This is a genomic window from Amycolatopsis coloradensis (genome assembly GCF_001953865.1).
GTDB classification, from domain to species: domain Bacteria; phylum Actinomycetota; class Actinomycetes; order Mycobacteriales; family Pseudonocardiaceae; genus Amycolatopsis; species Amycolatopsis coloradensis.
Genome location: NZ_MQUQ01000009.1, coordinates 158,413 through 178,473 on the forward strand (window position 1 = coordinate 158,413; position 20,061 = coordinate 178,473).

Genomic DNA, 20,061 nt, shown 5'->3' on the forward strand with positions numbered 1-20,061 from the left:
TCAGGAGCGTCGTCTGCGGGTCAGGCCGTTCCGGTGCCGCTCACCGCGTACTCGGGCCGCGTCACGCCGGCAGCCCGCCGGTCCACAATGGACCGCAGGATCTCGCCGACCCGGACGGCGGTGTTGGACAGCAGCGACGACGTGATGCCGTGGGTGTGCTCCGTGCCGCCCTGGAGGTAGATCCCGCCGCCCAGCGGCGGTTCGGTGACGATCCGGTAGTCGCGTTCGACGCGCAGCCTGCCCTCGCCGTCACGCAGGCACGCGGAGGCGAGTTCACCGAGCAACGGCGTCGGGTCCGCCGGGCTGTACCCGGTGGCGTACACGACGAAATCGGCGTCGAGCCGGGTCTGCTCACCGGTCTCCAGCGCCTCGAGGGTGAACCGCACTCCGGAGCCGGTGTCGACGACTTCGGTGGGACGGGAGACGTTGATCAGCTTCAGCCGCTCGATGCCCTGCACCTTCTCGCGGTAGACACGGCGGTACAGCTCGTCGATCAGATCGATGTCCACGGCCGAATAGTTGGTCGCGCCGTGGTAACGCATCAGGCGCTCCTTGACCGCTTCCGGCGCCTCGTAGAACCGCCCGACCGCCTCGGGGTCGAAGATCCGGTTGGCGAACGCGCTGTCGTCGGCCGGGCTGTAGCCGTAGCGCGCGAACACCGCGCACACCTCGGCCAAGGGGAAGCGGTCGTGCAGCAGCGCGCTGACCTCGGCCGCGCTCTGGCCGGCTCCGACGACGACGAACCGGCGCGGCTCTTCGGCGGCCATGCCCTCGACGCGGTGCAGCAGTTCGCTGTTGTGCCAGACGCGGGCACCCGGTGTCACACCGTCGGGGAGGTTCGGCCGCAACCCGGTGCCCATCACCAGATTGCGGGCACGCAGGTTCACCAGTTCTCCGCCGGTGCGGGCGTGGACGTCGAAGAACACGGTCTCTTCGCCGTCCAAGACCGGCGTCACCGAAAGGACTTCGGTGCCGTAGGAAACCAGGTCGTCGACCTTTTCCGCCGCCCATTCGAAGTAGTCGTGGAACTCGATCCGCAACGGGAACAGGTTCTTGTGGTTGATGAAATCGACCAGCCGGTCCTTGCTGTGCAGATACGACAGGAAGCTGAACGAACTCGTCGGATTCCGCATCGTCGCGAGGTCCTTGAGGAACGAGACCTGCATGGTGGCGTTGTCGATCAGCATCCCGCGATGCCAGCCGAACCGGACCTGGCGCTCGAGGAAGTGGGCCGTGACGGTCTCGGCCCCCGGCGCGGCGTTGTGCTCGGTGACCGCGATGGCGAGCGCCAGGTTCGACGGCCCGAACCCGACCCCGACCACGTCGTAGACCGGAACCCGTTCACCGACCACTGCTCGTGCCATCTTGAACCCCTAGCGCGGCTCGGCCGCATCTCGGTACTTCGTTACAAAGACCAGGGAACCCTAACCTAAGTTAGGTGAGGCTCAACTAGTACTTTCAGTGGTGATGTTCATCCCTCGACCAGGAGGAGGCCGGTCCCATGCGGGTCGCCATGTTCGGATACCAGACCTGGGGACACCGCACCCTGCGTGCGTTGATCGACGCGGGCCACGATGTCGCCCTCGTCGTCACCCACCCGAAGAGTGACCACGCCTACGAGAAGATCTGGTCCGATTCCGTCGCCGATCTCGCCGAGGCCAACGGGATCCGGGCGCTGCTGCGTCAGCGTCCCGACGACGCCGAACTGCTGGCGGAGCTGAAAGAAGCCGACCTCGATCTGATCGTGGCCAACAACTGGCGCACCTGGCTGCCGCCCGAGATCTTCGAGATGCCGCGCCACGGCACGCTGAACGTGCACGACTCGCTGCTGCCCGCCTACGCCGGCTTCTCGCCACTGATCTGGGCGCTCATCAACGGCGAGCCGGAAGTGGGGGTCACGGCTCACATGATGGACGCCGACCTGGACGCGGGCGACATCGTGCTCCAGCGATCCGTCCAGGTCGGGCCGAAGGACACGACGACCGATCTCTTCCACCGGACGGTCGATCTCATCGCGCCGATCACCACCGACGCCATCGAGCTGATCGCGAAGGGGAACTTCACACCGGTCAAGCAGGACAGGTCGAAAGCCAGCTTCTTCCACAAGCGCGCCCTCCAAGACAGTCTCATCGACTGGACGTGGCCGGCCGACGAGATCGAGCGGCTGGTACGCGCGCAGTCCGACCCGTACCCCAACGCCTTCACCTACCACCGCGGCAAGCAGCTGCGCGTCGTCCGCTCGTCGGTTTCGGCGGGCCTCTACGGCGGCACCCCCGGCCGGATCTTCATCCGTGAGGGTGAGGGCGTCGTGATCGTCGCCGGTCCCGAAGCGCGCCGCGGCCGGTCGCACGGGCTCGTCATCGAGCGGGTCCGGACCGAGGACGGCACCGAACTGGCCGCGACCGACTACTTCCGCACCATGGGCGGCTACCTCACAACTCGCCCCTGATCTGCGGTTTCACGGTCACAGGAAAAAAGTCATCGCGAGACCGATGAGTTCTCGCGAAGGGCGCCGTTACATCGGGTAGGAACACTCGATGGGAGGCGCCATGACCGACACGATCGCCGCGGCGAAGGCGGGAGACCAAACCGCCTTCGCCGCGCTCACCGAACGGCACCGGCGGGAACTGCACGTCCACTGCTACCGGATGCTCGGCTCGTTCGACGAGGCGGAAGACGTCGTCCAGGAAGCGCTGCTCAACGCTTGGCGCGGACTGGACACGTTCGACGGCGGGAACTTCCGCGCGTGGCTGTACCGGATCGCCACCAACGCCTGCCTCGACGCGATCCGCAGGAACGAACGGCGGGTGCCGTCGCTGCGTTCGTTCGCCGAAGTTCCCTGGATCCAGCCGTATCCGGACCGGCTGCTGGACGAGATCGCGCCGTCCGAAGCCGAACCGGACGCGCTCGCCGTCGCCAGGGAGACCATCGAACTCGCCTTCCTCGCGGTGCTCCAGCTGCTGCCCCCGCGGCAACGCGCGGTGCTGATCCTGCGTGACGTGCTCGGCTGGCAGGCCGCCGAAACCGCCGGTCTGCTGGACCTGTCGGTCCCCGCCGCGAACAGCGCGCTGCAACGCGGCCGGGCGACCCTGCGCGAACGCCTTCCGCGGCGGCGAGGCGACTGGTCGGCGTCCGCGCCGTCCGAAGAGGAACGAGCGCTGGTCCGGCGGCTCGTCCACGCGCACGACAGCGGCGACTTCAGCACGCTGAGCCGCCTGGTCCGCGACGACGTCCGCGTGACCATGCCCCCGGAGCCGCACTGCTACATCGGACTCGAACACCTCGCCAGGCACGGCAGGATCGCTGAAGAGATGGGCGAATGGCGTGCCGTCGCGGTCGACGCGAACCGAATGCCCGCCTTCGCCTCGTACCTACGGCGCCCCGGCGACACGGTCTTCCGCGCCTTCAAACTCGATGTCGTCCGCGTCGTCGGCGAGCTGGCCGCGGAGTTCACCACGTTCGACAGCCACCTGTTCCCGGCCTTCGGCCTGGACGCCACCCTGAGGGGATGAAGCAATGCCGGAGAAGATGACCGACGACCAGCGCCGCGCCTTTCTCACCGAAGGCACCCGCACCGCCGTCTTCGCGACGGTCCGCCCGGACGGCAGGCCGCACGCCGTCCCGGTCTGGTTCGCCCTCGACGGCGACGACGTACTGGTCAACCTGGGCGCCGACACCGTCAAAGGCAAGGCGCTCAAGGAGAATCCGTGCGTGTCGGTGGTCGCCGACGACCCGCGTCCGCCGTATTCGTTCGTGAGTGTCGAGGGTGTCGCGGAGATCGTTTCGGATCCCGACGAGGTCCGCCGCGGTTCGGCGCTGATCGCCGAGCGGTACCTCGGGGAAGCCGGGCAGGAGACGATCGACGGCTGGCTGGCCTACGCGACGTCACCGGGGAAGGTGCTGGTGCGGGTGCGGCCGAAGCATCTCGTGGCGATCGCGAAGGTGGGCGGTTGAAGCACGGGCACCACCAGCCCTTCCGGGTGTCGCGAAAGCCACTTTCGGGACATCTGATGTCCCCAAAGTGGCTTTCGCGACACCGGGGCGCCAGCCTTCGGGAGCAGAGGGGACAGCGGCTCTCGTGAGGCGCGGGTGGCGATTCGGGTTCTGGTAGACCGGTATTGCCCGACCACTGGTCGCCGCCAAGGACGTTGAACCTCAATCCTTTCCGCTCGACTGTGCCAGGAACGGCTTGAGCTTGATCAACGACCGGCGCGACGATGCAGGGATCTGGGCACTGAACGTCCCGATTCCCCCATCGTCACCCCTCGGGTCGTCCCGACCCGGCCGTAGCTACCCAAAACACTCTTGGCCCGACACGAAGCCACCCGATGTACCGGCGAGCGGGGCTTCACTTGGCCCCCACCGCCGTTCGGGACCAGGATGGCCCGGTGGCCGAGATCGTTTTCGACGAAAGCACCCGTTCCTGGCTCATCCGCACGGCAGCCACGAGCTACGCGCTCAGGCTGACCGAGGACGACACGCCCGCCCACGTCTACTGGGGCCCGGCGCTCACCCCGGACCAGCTCGCCGACGTACTCCCCCGCACCCAGGCACGTTGGGACGCCTTCAACGATCCCAACGAGGGGCTGGACGAACTCGCCGCCGACGGCGGCACCCGCTACTGGACCCCCGCCCTCCAGCTCCGGTTCGCCGACGGGACCCGGGCCCTCGAATGGCGCTACCTTTCCCACGACATCGACGGCGGACGGCTGCGCGTCCATTTCCGCGATCGCCACTACCCGCTGCGCGTCACGCTCGGCTACCGCGCCCCGGCGGGCACCGACGTCATCGAGCGCTGGACCGAACTCGGCCACGACGGCACGGACGGCCCGATCGAGGTCCTCCGCGCCGACTCGGCGACCTGGGTCGTGCCGGTCCGGCCGGACTACCGGATCAGCCATGTCACCGGCCGCTGGGCCGCGGAAAGCCAGCTGCTCCGGGAATCGGTGCCCCACGGCGAAACCACCTTCGGCAGCAGGCGCGGCATCACCAGCCACCACGCCAATCCGTGGGTGATGCTCGACGACGGCGACGCGACCGAGCGGCACGGCGAGGTCTACAGCGCCGTGCTCGCGTGGAGCGGTTCGTGGCGGATCACCACCACCCGGTCGTCCACCGGCCGCCTCACGGTGACCGGAGGCTTCGGCCAGGACGGCGTCGTCCCGCGGCTCGCCCCCGGCACCACCCTCACCACGCCGGTCTTCGCCGGGCTGTACTCCGAAGGCGGGTTCGGCGCCGCGAGCCGCGCGTGGCACGCATACACCCTCGACCATGTCCTCCCGCATCCCGGCGAACTCCGTCCGGTGCTCTACAACTCTTGGGAGGCAACGGGTTTCGACGTCACGGAAGCCGGACAACGGGCGCTGGCCGAGAAAGCCGCGGCGCTCGGTGTCGAACTCTTCGTGATGGACGACGGCTGGTTCGGCGCCCGGAACAACGACCACGCCGGGCTCGGCGACTGGCACGTCAACCGCGAGAAGTTCCCGGACGGCCTGGCACCCCTGGTCGGCGAAGTGCACCGGCTCGGGATGAAGTTCGGGCTCTGGGTCGAACCCGAAATGGTCAACCCGGACAGCGAGCTGTACCGGGCCCACCCGGACTGGATCCTGCATCATCCACAAAGGACACGGTCGGCGCTGCGACACCAGCTGGTGCTCAATTTCGCCCGTCCGGACGTCGCCGAGTGGGCGTTCGGCGCGCTCGACTCGCTCGTCGGCGGGCACGGGATCGATTTCCTGAAGTGGGACATGAACCGTCCGTTCAGCGAAGCGGGCTGGCCCGCCGACGGCGACCCGGACCGCCTGTGGGTGGAGCACACCCGGGCGGTCTACGCGATCATGGACCGCCTGCGCGCCGCCCACCCCGGGCTGCGGATCGAGGCGTGCAGCGGCGGTGGCGGGCGGATCGACTTCGGGATCATGGCCAGGACGGACCAGGTCTGGACCTCCGACAACACCGACGCGCTCGACAGGCTCGTCATCCAGCACGGCTACGGGCAGGTGTATCCGGCGCGGGCGATGTCGGCGTGGGTCACCGACGACCCGAACTTCGTCACCCGGCGGTCCACGCCGTTGCGCTTCCGGTTCCATGTCGCGATGGCGGGGGTGCTCGGCGTCGGCGGCGACATCGTCAAGTGGCCGGAGGAAGACCTCGCCTACGCCCGCGAGCAGATCGCGCTGTACAAGGAGATCCGGCCGGTCGTCCAGCACGGCAGACTCCATCGGCTCGTGCCGCCGTCCACCGACGGCGTCTCCGCGTCGCAGTACGTGGCGGCGGACGGAAAGCGCGTGGTCGTGTTCGTGTTCCGGCAAGCGGCACATTTCCACACCCCCGAACGACCGGTCCGGCTCGACGGGCTCGACCCCGCCGCCCGCTACCGCGACGAGGACACCGGGAAGGTGTGGCACGGCGCCTCGCTGCTGGCACACGGCCTGTTCGCCGGTCTGCCGGACGGCGATTTCGCCAGCGCGGCGGTCCGGCTGGTCAAGCTCCAGACACCCGGATAGATCAGATGAATCGCCGGTTTTGCGGGGTTTTCGCCCGGCACAGCCGCTTGACATCCCCCTAGACATCCGATCGAATGCCGTCGTATATGAGACGCCGCGAGAAGGGCGACTGGGGATGAGAAGGACTTTCGCGTGGGGAGCGGCGCTGCTCCTCGCCGCGAGCCTCACCGGCTGCACCGTCGGCGGCGGCGCGAGTGGCTCCGGCACGGGTTCGGAGATCACCTTCCTGACCTTCGAAACGCCGAACCTGCCACCGTCCTATTGGGACGCCGCCATCAACCGGGTGGCGGACCGTAATCCCGGCCTCAGCGTGAAAAAGCTGGTCGCCCCCTCGACCGACCGCACCGGCTACGCCAAGCAACTGCTGCAGTCGGGTCAGTTCCCCGACGTCGCGATCGCCATCGACTCGGCCGGGTTCGCCGAGTCGGGCACCCTCTACGCGTGGACGCCCGAGGAGCTCAAGGACTTCCAGTTCCCCGCGGCCAACCCGATCAAGGGCGGGCACCATCAGCTTCCTGCCAACACCCAGACCATCCCGCCGATCTACTACAACAAGAAACTCTTCGCCGACGCCGGGATCGCGTCGGCGCCGAAGACCTGGGCGGAACTGCTCGGCGCGTCGGAGAAACTGAAGGCGAAGGGCATCACGCCGTTCACCATCGGCGGCGGCAAGGAAGGGTTCCCGTCCGCGATGCTGCTGGACGGTCTCGTCAGCGTCGAGGTCTACGGCAAGACCCCGGACTGGCTTTCCCAGCGTCGGAACGACAAGGTCAAGTTCAGCGATCCGGCCTTCCAGCAGGCGTTCGGCAAGTTCGCCGACCTGGTCGCCAAGGGATACCTCGACAAGACACAGGTCTCGCGGGACTACTCGGCGACCGAAGCCGCCTTCCTCAACGGCGAAGGCGCGATGTACCCGATGGGCAACTGGTTCGCCGCCAGCGCCGACGCCAAGAAGCCGTCGTTCGAGATCGGCGTCTTCAACTTCCCCTCCGAGGACGGCAGACTCGTCGTGCCCGCGTACACCGGTGGCGGCATCGTCGTCAACGCCAAGTCCGCGAACCTCGACGCGGCAAGGAAGTTCGCGCTCGCGTTCCAGCTCGACAAAGGGCAGATCGACGCCTCGGTCAAGGCCGACGGCCTGTTCCCCGCGATCAAGGGCTACACGCCGCCGTCCGACGTCGGCCCGGTGTTCAAAGCGGGCTATGACCTCTACCGGGAAGCCGTGTCGAAGAACGCGGTCGTGAACGCCTTCAGCTGGGAGACCGCGGACGACGGGCTGCTGCCGGGCATGAAGGACAAGGTCTACCAGGCCGCACAGGACGTCATCACCGGCCGCAAGACAGTGGCCGACGCGTGCGCGTTCCTGGACGCCGAGTGGGCGAAGGCGCGCTGACGCCACGATGGGGAGAAAACCGATCCTGCCGCGGGTCTGGCACTTCGCGTCGTTCGGCGCACCCGGCGTCGTCATCTATCTCTGCTTCGTCATGGCGCCGATCCTCATCAGTTTCGGTTACAGCCTGACGAACCACAACCCGTTCACCCCGCCCTCGGAATTCGTGGGACTCGAGAACTACAAGCTGCTCTTCCAAGACGAGCAGTTCCTCACCGCGCTCGAGGTCACCACGATCCTGACCGTGATCGTGGTGGTCGTGCCGAACGTGCTCGGGCTCGGCGTCGCCCTGCTGCTCGACCGGAAAGGCTGGCTGTACAACGCTTTGCGGAGCGTGTTCTTCACGCCCGTGATCCTCAGCTCGGTCGTGGTCAGCATCGTCTGGACGAAACTCCTCGACGACCGGGGGCCGATCAACGACGTCCTCCGCGCGCTCGGCGTCGAGCAGCCGCCGGGCTGGCTGTCGGACCCGGACCTCGCGCTGTACTCGGTCGCGTCGATCGTTTGCTGGCAGATGCTGGGTTTCTGCGTGGTCGTCTACCTCGCGGGCCTCCAGGGCGTCCCGGCCGAACTGCTGGAAGCGGCGGAGATCGACGGCGCCGGACCGGTCCGGCGGTTCCGCGCGGTGACCTGGCCACTGCTCGCGCCGTCGCTGACCATCAACACCGTCGTCCTGCTGATCTCGGCGTTCAAGACCTACGACTACGTCAAGGTCGTCACCAACGGCGGCCCGGGTTCGGGGACCACCGCCACCATCGCGTTCAACGTCCTCGCCACCGGCCTCGACGCGAACCACGTCGGCTACGCGTCCGCGATGGCCGTGGTGATGCTGGTTATCGTGGCGACGCTGACCACGATCGTGCTCCGGTTCCTGCGACGGCGGGAGGTCGACCTGTGACCACAAAGGACAGTGGGCGGCGGTCGTGGGCGCGGCCTGTGGTCGCGATCCTGGTGAGCGCGATCTTCTTCGTGCCCTTGTACTACGTGCTCGTCAACGTCTTCAAACCCGGCGAGCTGATCGCCCGAGAGCCGGCGTCGGTCCCGCTGCCGCCGACGCTGACCAACATCCACGCCGTGCTCACCCGGCCAGACGGCCTGTTCTGGGTGAGCCTGGCGAACAGCATGCTCGTCACGCTGCTGTCGATCATCGTGCTGACGGTGCTTTCGGCCATGCTCGGCCACTACCTCGCGCGCTCGGGCAGCCGATGGACCAAGGTGCTCGCGCTGTTCTTGTTGGCGGGCTTGATGATCCCGCCCCAGGTGATCCTGATCCCGGTCACCGAGGTGCTGCGGCTGACCGGGATGATGGCGACACTGCAGGGCCTGGTGCTGTTCAACGTCGGGTACTACGTGCCGTTCGGCGTCTTCGTGTTCACCGGATTCATCCGCGGGGTGCCGGTGGAACTCGAGGAGGCCGCGCTCCTCGACGGCGCGAGCCGGGCGCAGGTGTTCTGGCGGATCGTGTTCCCGCTGCTGCGCCCGGCCACCGCGAGCGTGCTGATCTTCCTCGGCGTGTGGATCTGGAACGACTTCATCGACCCGCTGATCATCCTCGGCCCCAGCCAGGGGACCACGATCACCACCGGGATCTACCGTTCGATCGGCCAGTACCAGGCGGATCTCGGCAGTGTGTTCGCGCTGATGTTCCTGGCGACCCTGCCGGTGCTGATCTTCTACCTGGCGCTGCAGAAGCAGTTCGTGAAGGGGCTGACCGGCGGGGCGACCAAGGGCTGAAGCCTGGCGCAAGTAGTCCTCTGGTTGCTCAGAGTTCGGTGACCTTCCCGTCGGCCACTTCCAGTCGCCGCGTCGTTGCCACCGCGTCCAGCATCCGCCGGTCGTGCGTCACGAGCAGCAGCGTCCCCGGATACTCCGACAGCGCCGACTCCAGCTGCTCGATCGCGGGCAGGTCCAGGTGGTTCGTCGGCTCGTCGAGCACCAGCAGGTTGACTCCGCGCGCCTGGAGCAGTGCCAGCGCCGACCGGGTCCGCTCCCCCGGTGACAGCGTGGCCGCCGGCCGCAGCACGTGCGCGGCCTTCAGCCCGAATTTCGCCAGTAGCGTCCGCACGTCGGCGTCGGCGAGTTCCGGGACCTCGCGGGCGAAGGCCTCGAAGAGCGGAAGGTCGCCGAGAAACAGCTTCCGCGCCTGGTCGACCTCTCCGACCACGACGCCGGAACCGAGCGACGCGCCGCCCTCGTCGACCGGGATCCGGCCGAGCAGGGCGGCGAGCAGCGTCGACTTCCCGGCGCCGTTGGCCCCGGTGATCGCGACCTTGTCCGCCCAGTCGATCTGCAGGTCCACCGGACCGAGGGTGAACTCGCCTCGCCGCACCACCGCGCCGCGCAGGGTCGCCACGACCGCGCCCGCCCGGGGCGCCGCGGCGATCTCCATCCGCAGTTCCCATTCCTTGCGGGGTTCCTCGACGACGTCGAGCCGTTCGATCATGCGATCCGTCTGGCGGGCCTTCGACGCCTGCTTCTCGGTCGCCTCGCTCCGGAACTTGCGGCCGACCTTGTCGTTGTCGGTGGCCTTGCGCCGGGCGTTCTTGACGCCCTTCTCCATCCACGAACGCTGCATCGCACCACGGGCTTCGAGCGAGGACTTGGTGTTCGCGTATTCGTCGTACTCCTCGCGGGCGTGCCGCCGCGCGACGGCCCGTTCCTCCAAATAGGACTCGTAACCGCCGCCGTAGGTCCGCACCTGTTGCTGCGCGAAGTCGAGTTCGACGACGCGATCCACGGTGCGGGCGAGGAATTCCCGGTCGTGGCTGACCAGCACCGTCCCGGCGCGCAGCCCGGTCACGAACCGCTCCAGCCGTTCCAGGCCGTCGAGGTCGAGGTCGTTGGTGGGCTCGTCGAGCAGGAAGATGTCGTATCGGCTCAACAGCAGCGAAGCCATCCCCGCCCGCGCCGCCTGCCCGCCGGACAGCGACAGCATCGGCTGGTCGAGATTGACGGTCAGCCCGAGGTCCGCGACGACCTCGCCCGCCCGATCGTCCAGATCGGCTCCGCCGAGCGCGAGCCAGCGCTCGAGGGCGGCACCGTAGGCGTCGTCCGCTCCGGGCTCACCCGCGGTGAGCGCCTCGGTGGCGGCGTCGAGCGCGGCTTGCGCGGCGGTGACACCGGTGCGGCGTGAGAGGAACCCGCGGACGGACTCCCCTTCGCGGCGTTCCGGCTCCTGCGGGAGGTGACCGACGGTGGCCGTCGGCGGGTTCAGCCGGACGCTGCCCTCTTCCGGCGGCACGAGGCCGCCGAGAGTCTTGAGCAGGGTCGACTTCCCCGCGCCGTTGACACCGACGAGACCGATCACCTCGCCGGGGGCGACGACCAGGCCGAGACCGGAGAACAGAACACGGTCGCCGTGGCCGGCGGCGAGATCCTTGGCAACGAGTGTGGCGCTCATGAGATCAGTAAGTCTACGGGGACCGATTGAACGACTCGTGGTCCCTCGGAAGAGTGGCAAGTATCCAAGCGATCACGGAACGTGGGTAACCTGGTTGTTCTTCTGGACCCGAACGAACTCCCGAGCATTGAGGTCGGTGACAGCAAATGGCGGACTCCGCCACCCCGGTCCCCGTCGCCCACCAGCAGAAAGGCGGTACTCGAAGGCCGACGATGAGCAGGCGGCGGGAAGTCAGTCATGCCAGCGCGCGGTCGCTGTTGATGACGATCCTCGGCGAGTACGTGCTGCCCCGCGATCAGGCGATCTGGACGTCCACCCTGGTCGAAGCACTGCGAGTGCTGGACATCGAGGAGAAATCCGCGCGGCAGGCGCTGGCCCGGTCCTCCGCCGAGGGCTGGGTGGTCTCCGAACGTGTCGGACGAAGAGTGCGCTGGTCGCTCACCCCACCAGGCAGACGCCTCCTGACCGAAGGCGCTGAACGCATCTACGCCTTCGGCAACGAGGAGCGGGCCTGGGACGGCCACTGGCTGATGTTGATCGTTTCGGTGCCCGAGGCGAAGCGGGATCTGCGGCACCGGTTGCGCACTCGCCTGACGTGGGCCGGGTTCGGTTCACCGGTGGCGGGCGTCTGGGTCAGCCCGGACCTCTCCCGCCAGCGGGAAGCCCAGCAGATCGTGCAGGAACTCGGACTCGACGCGCAGGCGATGTCGTTCTCGGCCGCCTATGGCGACATCGGCGATCAGGAAACCATGGTCGCGCGGTCCTGGGATCTGAGCGAACTCAAGGACCGCTACGAGGACTTCATCGACCGTTTCACCGGTTCGAGGCCGTCGGGTGAACGCGGCGTCTTTCGTGCACAGACCGAACTCGTCCACGAATGGCGTAGCTTTCCGTTCCTCGATCCACGCCTTCCGCTCAAACTGCTGCCCGACGGTTGGAGTGGTGTGCGCGCGGCGGACCTGTTCCACCGCAAGCACGTCGAATGGCGACCAGAAGCACAGGGCCAATGGGACGAACTCGCGAACACCTCCGGCTAGGGTCACGGAAAACGATCTAGCGGAGGGAACTCGCCTTGGCCACCTCGATCCGCCTCGACCGCGAGGACGACGTCGCCGTCCTGACCATCGCTTCGCCGCCGCTGAACCTCTACACCGCGGAACTCCAGCGGGAACTGGGCGAGGCGATCGGCGAACTGGAGGCCACACCGCCGCGCGCGGTGCTCATCCGGGCCGAGGGAAAGATCGTCAGCGGCGGCGTCGACGTCTCCCTGTTCGACGCGCAGTCCTCGGCGGCCGAGGCGAAGGTGCTGTTCGACGAGATGCTGGCGATCCCCGACCGGATCGCCGCCCTCCCGTTCCCCACCGTCTTCGCCGCCCACGGCCTGTGCCTGACCTGGGCCTTCGAGGTCGCGGTCGCCTGTGACATCATTCTCGCGACCGAAAAGGCCAAGTTCGGTCTCGTCGAACGGGTCGTCGGCCTGACCCCGACCATGGGCGGCACCCAGCGTCTCGCCGCCCGCGCCGGCGTCGGCCGGGCCAAGGAGTTCGTGATGACCGGTGCGACCTACGACGCCGCGGCCCTCGAACGCTGGAACGTGGTGAACCGCGTGTTCCCGGTGGACGGCTTCGACGAGAACGTCCGCGCTTTCACGAACGACCTCGCGCAGGGGCCGACCCGGGCGCACGCGGCCACCAAGAAGGTGCTCGAGCACTACGAGCACGGCGGCGTCGCCGAGGCGAACGAGCACATCACGACGATCGCCGCCGGCCTTTTCGACACCGAAGACCTGCGCGGCGCGGTGAAATCCTTCCTCGCCGACGGTCCTGGCAAGGCGACCTTCACCGGCCGCTGAACCGCTACGGGCGCTGACCGACCGCGTCCACCACGCCGGACGCGGTCACCGCCGTCCCATTTCCGCCCAGGTACAGGAACGTGTCAGCGGCGAAGACGATCATCTCCGGTTTCGCCACCTTGGGATCGTCCTCCGGCTTGAGTGGCCAGGTGATGCCGACACCAGGCCTGCCCGCTCCGTCCGTGGCGTGGTCGACGGCGCGAAGCCCGGGCATCTTGGCCGCGGCGCCGTACAGGGCCGCCCGGACGGCGGGGGGAAGGTAGTTTTCGTTCGCCAGCGCGACGACGTCCTTGCCCATCTTACCGCTGTGGTCGGCATTGTCGGCGTTGAGGTGAGCGAACATCGCATCCACGTCGGTGGGCAGATCCTGCCGGTAGCCGGGTGACGGAGTGCACGGCTCCATGACGCCCTTGAGCGGCTCTTCGCCCTTGTAAGCCTGCGCCAGCCCGTTCCGGCAGCCCGGAACAGGGAAGGAACTTCCGTCCGCCATCTTGATCAACCCGTCGTGGGTGCCGTCCGCCGAAAGCCACGCTTCCCGCTCGCCGTCGGGCTGTTTGGTCTTCGTGTAGACGAACTGGTCCGGTTTCGGTGGTGTGTCCGGCGTTTTCAGCGCGACCGCGGCGGCGCTGCGCAGCACGGCCACGGGATCCGCGGCGGCCGCGGGCGGTTCCAGGCCGGCCGGGGTGAGCGCCACGACGGCGGTGATGGCCGCGGCCAGGCCAGCCGCACCCACCCCGGTCCAGACCCAGCGCCGCTGTTTCCTCAGCGGCACCACGTTTTCCGTTCCTTCGGCGGCGATCTCGTCCATCAAACGCGCGCGGGCCGCGGCGAGCGCGGCGGATTCCGCGAGGGGAACCGGGCTGGTTCGCTCGCTGATCAGCTTCAGCTCATCCATGGTTGGAGATCTCCTTCGAATTCGTGCTGTCCTGGTGTCCCAGTGCCTCGCGGACCTTGCGGCGGGCGCGGTTGAGCCGTGAGCGGACGGTGCCGAGCGGGATGTCCAGTGCCACGGCGATTTCCTCGTAACTCAGGCCTTCTCCGGCGAACAGCGTCAGCGTGTCGCGGTCGCCCACGGCCAGTTCCGCCAGCGCGCCGTCGAGAAGCTTGCCCATCGCCTCGGCCGTCACCTGCTCCGCGACGCGATCGGCATGGCCCTCCTCGTCGGGCGGCGGCCCGAGGGCTTCCCGGAGTTTCAGCTCTCTGACCTCGTCGCGCCGCCGCTGCGCCACCAGGTTGGTCGCGATGCCGTAGAGCCACGGCCGTGCCTCGCGGCGCTCGGTGTCGTATCCCCCGCGTTTGCGGAAGGCGACCAGGAACGTCTCCCCCAGCGCGTCCTCGGCGGCGGCGGGACCGATGCGTCTGACCAGGTAGCGGTGGATGTGCGCGGCATGCCGGTCGAAGATCGCGGAAAACCAGTCCGGGCTGGTCACTGACCTCGCGATCACTTCCGCGTCTTCCAGATCGCCCGGATCCGCCCGAGATGAACTCATGAACCGCCCTTCGCCGTTCGTCAGTGTCACCCGTTGTCCGCATTCGGGGCCCAAGGGGTTCATGACCGACGAATCGGTCTAGACCTTTTATGCGCGTCGCGCTACATTCAAGTGTGGTCTAGACCACACGCGCCATTTCCGAGCAGGTCAGTCTCGCCGCCTCTTTTGGAGAGAACCGCCATGAGACGCACCAGAAAACGACTACTCAGCGCACTCACCGTGCTACTCCTCGCCGCCGGGCTCCTCGTGGCAGCGGGCAGTCCGGCGATGGCGGCGGGCCGCCTCCGCGCCGCCTTCACCTTGACCGGCACCACCGGTGAGTACACCGTCACCAACCCCAGCAGCGAAACCGTCGCCGACTGGTCCATCACCTTCACCGTTCCCGCCGGCGTGACCGCCACGAGCGGCTCCAACGCCACGGTTTCCCAAGCGGGCAATCAGGTGACCCTCGTCCCGGCGTACTACATCAAATCCCTCGCGCCGGGCCGCTCGACCTATCCGTACAGCCCGTCGTTCCGGCTCAGTTCCGCGGTCAACCCGACCACGTGCCGGATCGACGACGCCAACTGTGACGGTTCGGGCGACACCCCGCCGTCGACCCCGGCCAACCTGCGCCTCGTGGCGAAGACGACCACGACCGCCGCGCTGGCCTGGAACGCGTCGGCGCCGGGATCGCTGCCCGTCGCCGGCTACGACGTCTACCAGGGCACCACGCTGGCGGCTTCGGTCACCGGCACCGAAGCGCGGATCACCGGGCTGACGCCGAACACGGCGTACAGCTTCACCGTCGTCGCCAAGGACCGGAAGGACGCCAAGTCCCCGGCCACCCCCGCCCTGGCGGTGACCACGAACAACCCGAGCGACGACACCCAGGCACCGACCGCGCCGTCGAACCTCCGCTCGACGGCGGTCACGTCGGGCTCCGTCTCGCTGGCGTGGAACGCTTCCACGGACAACACCGGCGTCGTCTCCTACGACGTCTACCGCGGCACGACCCTCGCCACCACGGTGACCGGGACGACCGCGACGGTGAGCGGCCTTTCACCGTCCACTTCGTACAGTTTCACGGTGAAAGCCCGTGACGGCTACGACAACGTCTCCGCGGCGAGCGCCGCCGTCAGCGCTCGCACCGGCGACATCGTGAACGGGTACGCCCGGGTCGGCTACTTCGTCCAGTGGGGTATCTACGGCCGCCAGTTCTTCGTCAAGAACCTGGTGACCAACGGGTCCGCGAGCAAGCTGACACATCTGCTGTACGCCTTCGGGAACATCGACCCGGTCAACCACACCTGCCTTTCGGGTGTCACCAAGGGAACGACGCCGAACCCCCAGGACCCGAACCAGGGTGACGGCGCGGGCGACGCGGAAGCCGACTACTCACGGCCGATGTCCGCCGCCCAGTCCGTCGACGGTGTCGGCGACACCGGCTGGGAACCGTTGCGCGGCAACTTCAACCAGCTGAAGAAGCTCAAGGCCAAGAACCCGAACCTGAAGGTCCTCATCTCCTTGGGCGGCTGGACCTACTCGAAGTACTTCTCCGATGTCGCGGCCACGGCCGCGTCGCGGCAGAAGTTCGTCGCGTCGTGCATCGACACGTACCTGAAGGGGAACGTCAAGGCGTACGGCGGGGCCGGCGGGCCGGGCACGGCCGCGGGCATCTTCGACGGCATCGACATCGACTGGGAGTGGCCGGGCAGCCCCGACGGGCATCCCGGAAACCACTGGAGCGCCAACGACAAGACGAATCTGACCGCCCTGCTGGCCGAGTTCCGCACGCAGATGGACGCCTATGGCGCCACCACCGGCAAGCGGTACGAACTCCAGGCGTTCACCCCCGCCGACCCGGCGAAGGTGAAGGGCGGTTGGGAAATCCCGAAGATCTTCGACTACCTCGACGTCGCGAACGTGCAGGGTTACGACTTCCACGGCTCGGGCAGCGACAACTCGTGGGAGCCGAACCGCACCGGCCATCAGGGGAACCTCTACGCCGACGCGGACGATCCGTACAACTTCAAGTTCAGTGTGGAATCGGCGATCAACGCCTACACCGAGGCGGGGGCCAATCCACGGAAACTGACCCTCGGGCTCGCCTTCTACGGGCGAGGCTGGCAAGGGGTCGCGGACGGCGGCAAGAAGGGCGAATGGCAGAGCGCTACAGGCGCCGCGCCAGGCCAGTTCCCCGAGGAAGCAGGTACTCGTGGCTACGCGAATCTCCTGGCCAGTGTCCCGAACTGCACCGTCCAGCACGACACCGCGGCCGTGGCCACCGCGTGCTACACGGGCAACGGCGGGCAATGGTGGACCTTCGACGACGCCTGGTCCATCCAGCAGAAGGTCGCCTGGCTCAAGACCAGAGGACTGCTGGGAGTCATGGCATGGGAGATGTCGGGTGACACCGGCGCCCTCATGACCACAGTGGACAATTCGCTGAAGTAAGAGTCCGTGAAGGCCTCCTTGCCTACCTCGATGGCAGGCAAGGAGGCCTTCACCTTGTCCACGGTTTGCTGCACAGTGGGCCTGTGACTTCTGCGAACGACGACCGGATCCTGATCATCGTCGGCTCCTACACCGCCGCGAGCAAGGGCAACGGCGAAGGCATCGGCACCTTCTGGCGCGACGGGCGGACCGGGGAGCTGACCCCGGCGGGCTCGCTCGAACTGAACTCGCCGAGCTGGCTGACCCCGCATCCCACGCTGCCGGTGCTTTACGCCGTCAACGAGACGGCCGAAGGGACGATCACCGCCGTGTCGGTCGCCGAAGACGGCACCCTGGCGGCCTTGGACTCGCTGCCAGCCGGCGGAGCGGATCCATGCCATCGGCCTCGGCCCGATCACCGAAGTCGGCTACAACCACCTCCACACCCGTCTCGGGCACACCATGAGCAATACGGAGGCCCTCACGCTGCACCAGCGCCCCGCGGGCACCAACAGTCTGTTCGTCTCCTGGCAGACCCTCACGCACGCGGACAACCCACAGTGACCCCGTGAGGACCGCCCGATTGCGGCAGGGCGGCCCTCACGGCCCGTTTTCGCAGGTCAAACACACAGTTACCCCTGGCTGCAAGGCTGATTTCGGGACCCGCTAAAGTACTCACATCGCACTCCACGGAGCGCGGGTCCGGGCTGTGGCGCAGTTTGGTAGCGCACTTGACTGGGGGTCAAGGGGTCGCAGGTTCGAATCCTGTCAGCCCGACCGGACAGAAAAGCCGCTTGGCTTGAGTGAAAACTCAGGTCAGGCGGTTTTTTCGTTTCACCGAAGACAATTTTTCGGCAGGCACCGAAGCATCCGCTAGGGGACCACGTGGGGACCACACCGGTTCTTCGGGCCCCGAAGCGCACTTGACCGAAGCGAAAGAGGGCCAGCCGCGCTCCGCCATTCAGGTGAATCTGGCAGCTAGAGCGCGAGCGGAGGCATTCGAGCTACAGGCCTCCACCTCCCCCTCGCGGGTGAAACTCCTTCGACACACTGTCACAGCGTGCTGACGTACCGCCACTGGCACATGTCCGGGAGTGCCTCCGCGACCCGGCCTAAAAATGCACGCAGGACGTCGAGAGAATGCCTCGCAAATAGGCCACCGTGGCGATTTCCCGCGACGTCGCGGGGACACCGCGACGGCAGGTCGCTCAATTCGCTACGGGCGGCTTAGCACCGGCTCGACTAGACGGAATCGCGTAAAAGAAAACGCTCTGCCTTCGAAAAGGCAGAGCGTTTTATTGGAGCGGGCTGTTGTTATTTGACGACGAGCAGCCGGGGTGTACGTGGTGCCCGCAGGTGCTGGGTCAGCAGCTCCCCCGCGTCGGTCACCGACTGGTGGTCCGGGTGCAAGTAGCGCTGGGTGACTTCCAGCGAGCCGTGGCCGGCGATCTTCTGCAGGTGGTGCACGGGGACGCCGGCGTCGGCCATCCAGGTCAGCCCGGTGTGGCGCAGGTCGTGGCGGCGGAGGTGCTCGTACCCGAGTTGGGTGACGACGTCGTCCCAGTGTGTCGCGTCCCGCAGGATCGCGGTGGTGATGCGGCCGCCGCGTGGGCCGAGGAAGAGCCGGGCGTCGGGGTTCCCGTCGGTCAGGGCGATGCGTTCCAGGACGAGTTCCCGGATGTCCTCGATGATCGGCACGTTGCGGGCGCGTTTGCCCTTGGTGCCCTTGTCCAGCAGCCCGCCGGGCCCAGGGGTGGTCTGGCGCCGCAGGTTCCAGATCCAGTTCGTGGTGTCGATGTCCTTGACCCGGCAGCCGGAGACCTCGCCGATCCGGGTCGCGGTGCACGCCTCGAACACGACCACATCGCCCCAGCCGCGGTATTCGCGGTGGGATCGCGCGACCAGCGCGTCCGCCAGCGTGGTGAGCGTGTACCAGTCCGGTAGTGCGAGTGACCGCGGATCTTCCAGCTCGTCTTCGGCCAGCTTGTACTCCTGCTGCCACCCGGTGACCCGCGCCGGGTTGAAGTCGACGAGGCCGTCCCGGCGTGCCTGTTCCATGGTCCTGACCAGCGGCGCGATGCTGTTTTTCACCACCGATCGGCTGCAGCCGTCGGCGATCCACGTGTGGACCGCCCGGTCGACCACACCGTTGGTGATCCTCCGCACCGGAAGGTGCCCCACGGTTGGCACGACCCGCTGCCGCCAGCCCGCCATGTACGGGTCCAGGGTCTTCTCCTCCAGGCCCCGCATGATCAGCGGCATGTTGGCCTCGCCGTACTCAGTCAGTGGCATCGTCGCCATCCGCGGATCGATCCCTTGCGCGGCGTCTTCCTCGATGCCCTCGAGCCATTTCCGGGCGTCGGCCTCCTCGGCGAACGACTCCGACTTGCTGGGCCGCTTCTTCGTGACCGGGTCGACCCACCGCACCCGCGCCTTGTACGGCTTGCTGCGGCCTTCGCGGTACTCGATGTCCGACGACAGCGAGATTCCGATGGGCAGCGCGATCGCACCCGCCATCAGGCCGTCACCTTCTCCGGATCCACCCGCCGGCTGCGCAGCCACGCGTCGACGTCCGCGGCGCTGTAGACGATGAGCCGCTCGGACAGCGGCACGAACGGCGGGCCCTGTGGCGGCCGCGCGGTCCGCCAGCGCCGCACCGTCGACGGATCCACATGCAGCAGCCCCGCCACATCCTCCGTCGACAGCCACTTCCCATCCACCAGCCGCGGCTCCATCACGACTTCCCCGTCCCGCCACGAACCAGAGCACTGAACGTCCCGGACGCCGCCGTGTCGCCGCCGAAGGCCGGGCGCATCCGAGGGGAAGGCAGGATCGGCGGAGGCAAGATGAAGCGTGGGACCGGACGAGGTGCCGCGGTGAACACAAAACCGGGGACCTCGGCCGACGTCCGATCAGAGGCAGCCCGGTGTTCCCGAATGTGGCGACGGAGCGACGGGCAGACGACGGGGAGCATCACGGCCGCGCGAATGTGGGACGGCTGGATGGAC

General features: G+C 67.7%; 16 protein-coding genes, 1 tRNA gene and 2 pseudogenes. 13 read left to right on the forward strand and 6 right to left on the reverse strand.

Annotated elements, in window-relative coordinates; all coding sequences use genetic code 11:
* Positions 1 to 20: 20 nt before the first annotated feature.
* Positions 21 to 1,364: a lysine N(6)-hydroxylase/L-ornithine N(5)-oxygenase family protein gene (locus BS329_RS17785; RefSeq protein WP_076162160.1), complete on the reverse strand. Its 1,344-nt coding sequence runs from the start codon at positions 1,362 to 1,364 to the stop codon at positions 21 to 23.
* Between the two features lie 137 nt (positions 1,365 to 1,501).
* On the opposite strand from BS329_RS17785, the gene BS329_RS17790 reads away from it, so the two are divergent.
* The 7 genes from BS329_RS17790 (at position 1,502) to BS329_RS17820 (ending at position 9,630) form a co-directional block, all read left to right on the forward strand.
* Positions 1,502 to 2,449: a methionyl-tRNA formyltransferase gene (locus BS329_RS17790; RefSeq protein WP_076162162.1), complete on the forward strand. Its 948-nt coding sequence runs from the start codon at positions 1,502 to 1,504 to the stop codon at positions 2,447 to 2,449.
* A gap of 100 nt (positions 2,450 to 2,549) precedes the next feature.
* On the forward strand, positions 2,550 to 3,512 hold the full coding sequence (locus tag BS329_RS17795) for an RNA polymerase subunit sigma-70 (protein WP_076162163.1): 963 nt from the start codon (positions 2,550 to 2,552) through the stop codon (positions 3,510 to 3,512).
* Between the two features lie 4 nt (positions 3,513 to 3,516).
* Positions 3,517 to 3,954, forward strand: coding sequence for a PPOX class F420-dependent oxidoreductase (locus BS329_RS17800; RefSeq protein ID WP_076162165.1), 438 nt, complete (start codon positions 3,517 to 3,519; stop codon positions 3,952 to 3,954).
* A 434-nt stretch (positions 3,955 to 4,388) separates the two neighbouring features.
* Positions 4,389 to 6,506 carry an alpha-galactosidase gene (locus BS329_RS17805; RefSeq protein ID WP_076162167.1) on the forward strand — a complete coding sequence of 706 codons (2,118 nt, stop codon included), beginning with the start codon at positions 4,389 to 4,391 and terminating at the stop codon, positions 6,504 to 6,506.
* Between the two features lie 115 nt (positions 6,507 to 6,621).
* On the forward strand, positions 6,622 to 7,899 hold the full coding sequence (locus BS329_RS17810) for an extracellular solute-binding protein (RefSeq protein ID WP_076162169.1): 1,278 nt from the start codon (positions 6,622 to 6,624) through the stop codon (positions 7,897 to 7,899).
* Positions 7,900 to 7,906: 7 nt separating this feature from the next.
* The gene (locus BS329_RS17815) at positions 7,907 to 8,794 is read left to right on the forward strand and encodes a carbohydrate ABC transporter permease (protein WP_076162171.1); all 888 of its coding nucleotides are present in this window, start codon (positions 7,907 to 7,909) and stop codon (positions 8,792 to 8,794) included.
* Positions 8,791 to 9,630, forward strand: a complete 840-nt coding sequence (locus tag BS329_RS17820; protein ID WP_076162173.1) for a carbohydrate ABC transporter permease — start codon at positions 8,791 to 8,793, stop codon at positions 9,628 to 9,630. The genes BS329_RS17815 and BS329_RS17820 overlap by 4 nt, the downstream gene beginning before the upstream one ends.
* Before the next feature lie 28 nt (positions 9,631 to 9,658).
* Here the strand turns inward: BS329_RS17820 and BS329_RS17825 are convergent, their stop codons facing one another.
* Positions 9,659 to 11,296 carry an ABC-F family ATP-binding cassette domain-containing protein gene (locus tag BS329_RS17825; protein WP_076162175.1) on the reverse strand — a complete coding sequence of 546 codons (1,638 nt, stop codon included), beginning with the start codon at positions 11,294 to 11,296 and terminating at the stop codon, positions 9,659 to 9,661.
* Positions 11,297 to 11,442: 146 nt separating this feature from the next.
* Here BS329_RS17825 and BS329_RS17830 point away from each other — a divergent pair, with 146 nt between their 5' ends.
* Positions 11,443 to 12,333, forward strand: a complete 891-nt coding sequence (locus tag BS329_RS17830) for a PaaX family transcriptional regulator (protein ID WP_208619226.1) — start codon at positions 11,443 to 11,445, stop codon at positions 12,331 to 12,333.
* 35 nt (positions 12,334 to 12,368) lie between these two features.
* On the forward strand, positions 12,369 to 13,148 hold the full coding sequence (locus BS329_RS17835) for an enoyl-CoA hydratase/isomerase family protein (protein WP_076162179.1): 780 nt from the start codon (positions 12,369 to 12,371) through the stop codon (positions 13,146 to 13,148).
* Positions 13,149 to 13,152: 4 nt separating this feature from the next.
* Here the strand turns inward: BS329_RS17835 and BS329_RS17840 are convergent, their stop codons facing one another.
* Together BS329_RS17840 and BS329_RS17845 are read right to left on the reverse strand one after the other, a co-directional pair.
* Entirely contained in the window at positions 13,153 to 14,043 is an 891-nt protein-coding gene (locus BS329_RS17840; protein WP_076162181.1) for a CU044_5270 family protein, read from the reverse strand.
* Positions 14,036 to 14,638, reverse strand: coding sequence for an RNA polymerase sigma factor (locus tag BS329_RS17845; RefSeq protein ID WP_076162305.1), 603 nt, complete (start codon positions 14,636 to 14,638; stop codon positions 14,036 to 14,038). Before BS329_RS17845 ends, BS329_RS17840 begins: the two co-directional genes overlap by 8 nt.
* Positions 14,639 to 14,905: 267 nt before the next feature.
* Here BS329_RS17845 and BS329_RS17850 point away from each other — a divergent pair, with 267 nt between their 5' ends.
* The 4 genes and pseudogenes from BS329_RS17850 (at position 14,906) to BS329_RS17860 (ending at position 17,830) form a co-directional block, all read left to right on the forward strand.
* A complete protein-coding gene (locus BS329_RS17850; RefSeq protein WP_143253105.1) occupies positions 14,906 to 17,074 on the forward strand; it encodes a glycosyl hydrolase family 18 protein in 2,169 nt (722 codons plus the stop codon).
* 83 nt (positions 17,075 to 17,157) lie between these two features.
* Positions 17,158 to 17,394: pseudogene (locus BS329_RS17855) on the forward strand (beta-propeller fold lactonase family protein); the annotation flags it as partial.
* Positions 17,395 to 17,452: 58 nt separating this feature from the next.
* Positions 17,453 to 17,617: pseudogene (locus BS329_RS45525) on the forward strand (alginate lyase family protein); the annotation flags it as partial.
* 139 nt (positions 17,618 to 17,756) lie between these two features.
* Positions 17,757 to 17,830, forward strand: a tRNA-Pro gene (locus BS329_RS17860).
* 537 nt (positions 17,831 to 18,367) lie between these two features.
* On the opposite strand, the gene BS329_RS17865 is transcribed toward BS329_RS17860, so the two are convergent.
* Positions 18,368 to 19,570 (reverse strand): tyrosine-type recombinase/integrase, encoded by a 1,203-nt coding sequence (locus tag BS329_RS17865; RefSeq protein ID WP_076162185.1) that lies wholly within the window; start codon positions 19,568 to 19,570, stop codon positions 18,368 to 18,370.
* On the reverse strand, positions 19,570 to 19,788 hold the full coding sequence (locus tag BS329_RS17870; protein ID WP_076162187.1) for a helix-turn-helix transcriptional regulator: 219 nt from the start codon (positions 19,786 to 19,788) through the stop codon (positions 19,570 to 19,572). The genes BS329_RS17865 and BS329_RS17870 overlap by 1 nt, the downstream gene beginning before the upstream one ends.
* Positions 19,789 to 20,061: the final 273 nt, after the last annotated feature.

What these genes read in the sequence shown, in the direction of transcription:
- BS329_RS17785 (WP_076162160.1), bottom strand. Translation starts at nt 1,364, where the DNA reads ATGGCACGAGCAGTGGTCGGTGAACGGGTTCCGGTCTACGACGTGGTC.
- BS329_RS17790 (WP_076162162.1), top strand. Translation starts at nt 1,502, where the DNA reads ATGCGGGTCGCCATGTTCGGATACCAGACCTGGGGACACCGCACCCTG.
- BS329_RS17795 (WP_076162163.1), top strand. Translation starts at nt 2,550, where the DNA reads ATGACCGACACGATCGCCGCGGCGAAGGCGGGAGACCAAACCGCCTTC.
- BS329_RS17800 (WP_076162165.1), top strand. Translation starts at nt 3,517, where the DNA reads ATGCCGGAGAAGATGACCGACGACCAGCGCCGCGCCTTTCTCACCGAA.
- BS329_RS17810 (WP_076162169.1), top strand. Translation starts at nt 6,622, where the DNA reads ATGAGAAGGACTTTCGCGTGGGGAGCGGCGCTGCTCCTCGCCGCGAGC.
- BS329_RS17815 (WP_076162171.1), top strand. Translation starts at nt 7,907, where the DNA reads ATGGGGAGAAAACCGATCCTGCCGCGGGTCTGGCACTTCGCGTCGTTC.
- BS329_RS17825 (WP_076162175.1), bottom strand. Translation starts at nt 11,296, where the DNA reads ATGAGCGCCACACTCGTTGCCAAGGATCTCGCCGCCGGCCACGGCGAC.
- BS329_RS17830 (WP_208619226.1), top strand. Translation starts at nt 11,443, where the DNA reads ATGGCGGACTCCGCCACCCCGGTCCCCGTCGCCCACCAGCAGAAAGGC.
- BS329_RS17840 (WP_076162181.1), bottom strand. Translation starts at nt 14,043, where the DNA reads ATGGATGAGCTGAAGCTGATCAGCGAGCGAACCAGCCCGGTTCCCCTC.
- BS329_RS17845 (WP_076162305.1), bottom strand. Translation starts at nt 14,638, where the DNA reads ATGAGTTCATCTCGGGCGGATCCGGGCGATCTGGAAGACGCGGAAGTG.
- BS329_RS17850 (WP_143253105.1), top strand. Translation starts at nt 14,906, where the DNA reads ATGGCGGCGGGCCGCCTCCGCGCCGCCTTCACCTTGACCGGCACCACC.
- BS329_RS17865 (WP_076162185.1), bottom strand. Translation starts at nt 19,570, where the DNA reads ATGGCGGGTGCGATCGCGCTGCCCATCGGAATCTCGCTGTCGTCGGAC.
- BS329_RS17870 (WP_076162187.1), bottom strand. Translation starts at nt 19,788, where the DNA reads ATGGAGCCGCGGCTGGTGGATGGGAAGTGGCTGTCGACGGAGGATGTG.